Source organism: Myxococcaceae bacterium JPH2 (genome assembly GCA_016458225.1).
In the GTDB taxonomy this organism is placed as follows: domain Bacteria; phylum Myxococcota; class Myxococcia; order Myxococcales; family Myxococcaceae; genus Citreicoccus.
This window is the reverse complement of sequence record JAEMGR010000081.1, coordinates 1-2,655: the sequence shown is the minus strand read 5'-3', so window position 1 is coordinate 2,655 and position 2,655 is coordinate 1. Positions and strand designations below refer to the sequence as shown.

Here is a 2,655-nt window from a genome sequence, read left to right as displayed (position 1 = left end):
CCACGGAGACGGGCCGCAGACTCAGCCCCGGCATGGCGTGACCTGATGACTTGGGCGTGCTGTCCAACGTGAACATCGCTTGGAAGAGCGGACTGCGGCTCAAGTCACGCTCTGGCCTCAGCTCCTCCACGAGCTTCTCGAAAGGCACGTCCTGGTGCGCGTACGCCTCCAGCGTCGTCGCTCTCACCTGCGACAACACTTCGCGGAAGCGCGGGTTCCCCTTCACCTGCGTCCGCATCACCACGGTGTTGACGAAGAACCCGAGCAGCCCCTCCATCTCTCCCCGCGTCCGGTTCGCGATCGGCGAACCCACGCACACCTCGTCCTGTCCCGCGTTCCTCGCCAGCACCACTTGATACGCGGTCAGCAGCACCATGTATGGCGTTGCGCCTTCGCGCTGCGCGAGCGCCTTGACGCCGTCACTCAGCGCTCGGCCGAGGGCGAAGGGAAGCGCAGCCCCGTCCACCGATTGCACCGCGGGACGAGGTCGATCCGTCAGCAGCTCCAAGGCCCGAGGCGCACCCGCGAGCTGACGCCGCCAGTACGCGAGCTGCGACTCCAGCACGTCTCCCCGCAGCCACTCGCGCTGCCAGATTGCGTAGTCCGCGTATTGGATGGGGAGACTCGGTAGCGAGGCTGCCACGCCACGCACGCGCGCCGAGTAGAGCGCCGTCAGCTCCTCGACGAGCACGCCCATGGACCAACCGTCCGAGACGATGTGGTGCATGACCAGTGCGAGCACGTGCTCTTGCTCCGACAGCGTCAACAACAGGGTGCGGAGAAGAGGTCCCTGCTCGAGATCGAACGGCCGCCCCACCACGTCTTCGAGGTGGCGCCGGACCTCGACGTCAATCGAGTCAGGCGACAGGCCACGCAGCTCCACTCGCTGGAGCGCGGAGAGCGCGTGGGTGGCGATTCGTTGGACAGGCTCGCCGTCGACGACTCCGAACGTGGTGCGCAGGGCTTCGTGTCGCGCAATGAGTGCGTCGATGCTGAACGCGAGCGCCTCCGCATCGAGCGCCCCTGTCAATCGCACGATCAAGGGGACGTGGTAGACCGTGCTCGTCGGTTCGAGCTGCGCGAGGAACCACAGCCGCTGCTGCGCGAACGACAGGGGCGGTTCACCTCGTCGCTCCATCCGTCCGAGCGGCGGCGCCACGACACCCGACGCCTCTGCCCGCGATTGCTCCACACGCTTCGACAGGGCCTCCACGGTGGGGGCCTCGAAGATGGTGCGCAGCGGGAGTTCGATCGTCAGCGACTCGCGGATGCGCGACACCAGCTGCGTCGCCAGGAGCGAATGCCCTCCGAGGGCGAAGAAGTCGTCGCGCAATCCCACCTTCGGCTGATTCAGCACCGTGGCCCACAGGCTCGCGATCACGGCTTCTGTTTCGGTCCGCGGCGCCACGTACTCGCCGCGTCGCACGTCGGTCATCTCCGGCGCGGGCAGGGCCCTCCTGTCCACCTTCCCGTTCGCCGTCACCGGCAAGGCCTCCAGCACCACAAAGGCTGTCGGCACCATGTACTCCGGCAACTTCCTCCTCAGCCCCTCCCTCAACTCCTCCACGCTGACCGCCGCGCCCTCCTCCGGCGTCACGTACCCCACCAACCTCTTCCCCTCCGCCCCGTCCTCCCTCGCCACCACCACCGCTTCCCTCACCCCTCCCAACCCCACCAGCGCGGCCTCCACCTCTCCCGCCTCCACCCGGTACCCGCGCACCTTCACCTGCCCGTCTCTTCTCCCTCCAAACTCCAGCACCCCTCTCCTCGCCCACCTCGCCACGTCCCCTGTCCGATACAGCCTCTGTCCATCCCCGTACCCGCTCGGCACGAAGCGCTCCGCCGTCAACTCCGGCCGCCCCTCGTACCCTCGCGCCAAACCCTCTCCTCCCACGTACAGCTCGCCCCACACCCCCACCGGGACTTCCTTCCCCCACTCGTCCAACACCCACACCTTCGTGTTTTCCACCGGCCGCCCAATCGCCACTCCCCACCCAACCTCTTCCCCCTCCTCCATCCGGTGGCATGCCGTGAAAGTCGTCCCCTCCGTCGGGCCGTACCCATTCACCAGCACTCCCGCCGCCACTCTCTCTCTCACCCGCCCCACTGGCAGCACGTCTCCTCCTGCCAGCACCTGCCTCACCTTCCGCAGGGCTTCCCCTTGCCGCCCCTGCATCTGCTCGAAGAGCGCCGCTGTCAGCCACAGCGTCGTCACCTGCTTCTCTTCCAAAGCCCTCCCCAACTCCTCCAGCGTCGGCGTCCCCGCCGGGTACACCTCCAGCCTCCCCCCGTGCAGCAGCGCGCCCCACACCTCCAGCGTCGACGCGTCGAATGTCAGTGGTGCCAACTGCAGCACCACCTCGTCCTCTCCGAATCGCGCGTACTCCACTCCCTTCACCAACCGCGTCACTGCCCGGTGCGGCACTCCCACGCCCTTCGGCTTCCCCGTCGAGCCGGACGTAAACAGCACGTACGCCAGGTTCTCTCCGGCTACTTCCACTTCGATGTTTGTCTTTGCCCGCTTCTCAATCTCTGCCTTGTCCCCGTCCACCAGCACCACCACCTCGCCGCCCTCCGCCACCTCCTCCGCCAACTTCTCCTGCGCCACCAGCAGCGCCACTCCCGCCTCTCGCCTCATCCACCCCAACCGCTCCA

1 protein-coding gene is annotated in these 2,655 nt (G+C 67.4%); it reads right to left on the bottom strand.

Going from position 1 to position 2,655, the window contains the following annotated elements:
* Positions 1–2,655 (bottom strand): amino acid adenylation domain-containing protein (locus JGU66_36175; GenBank protein ID MBJ6766213.1); only part of this gene is annotated, 2,655 nt, incomplete at both ends.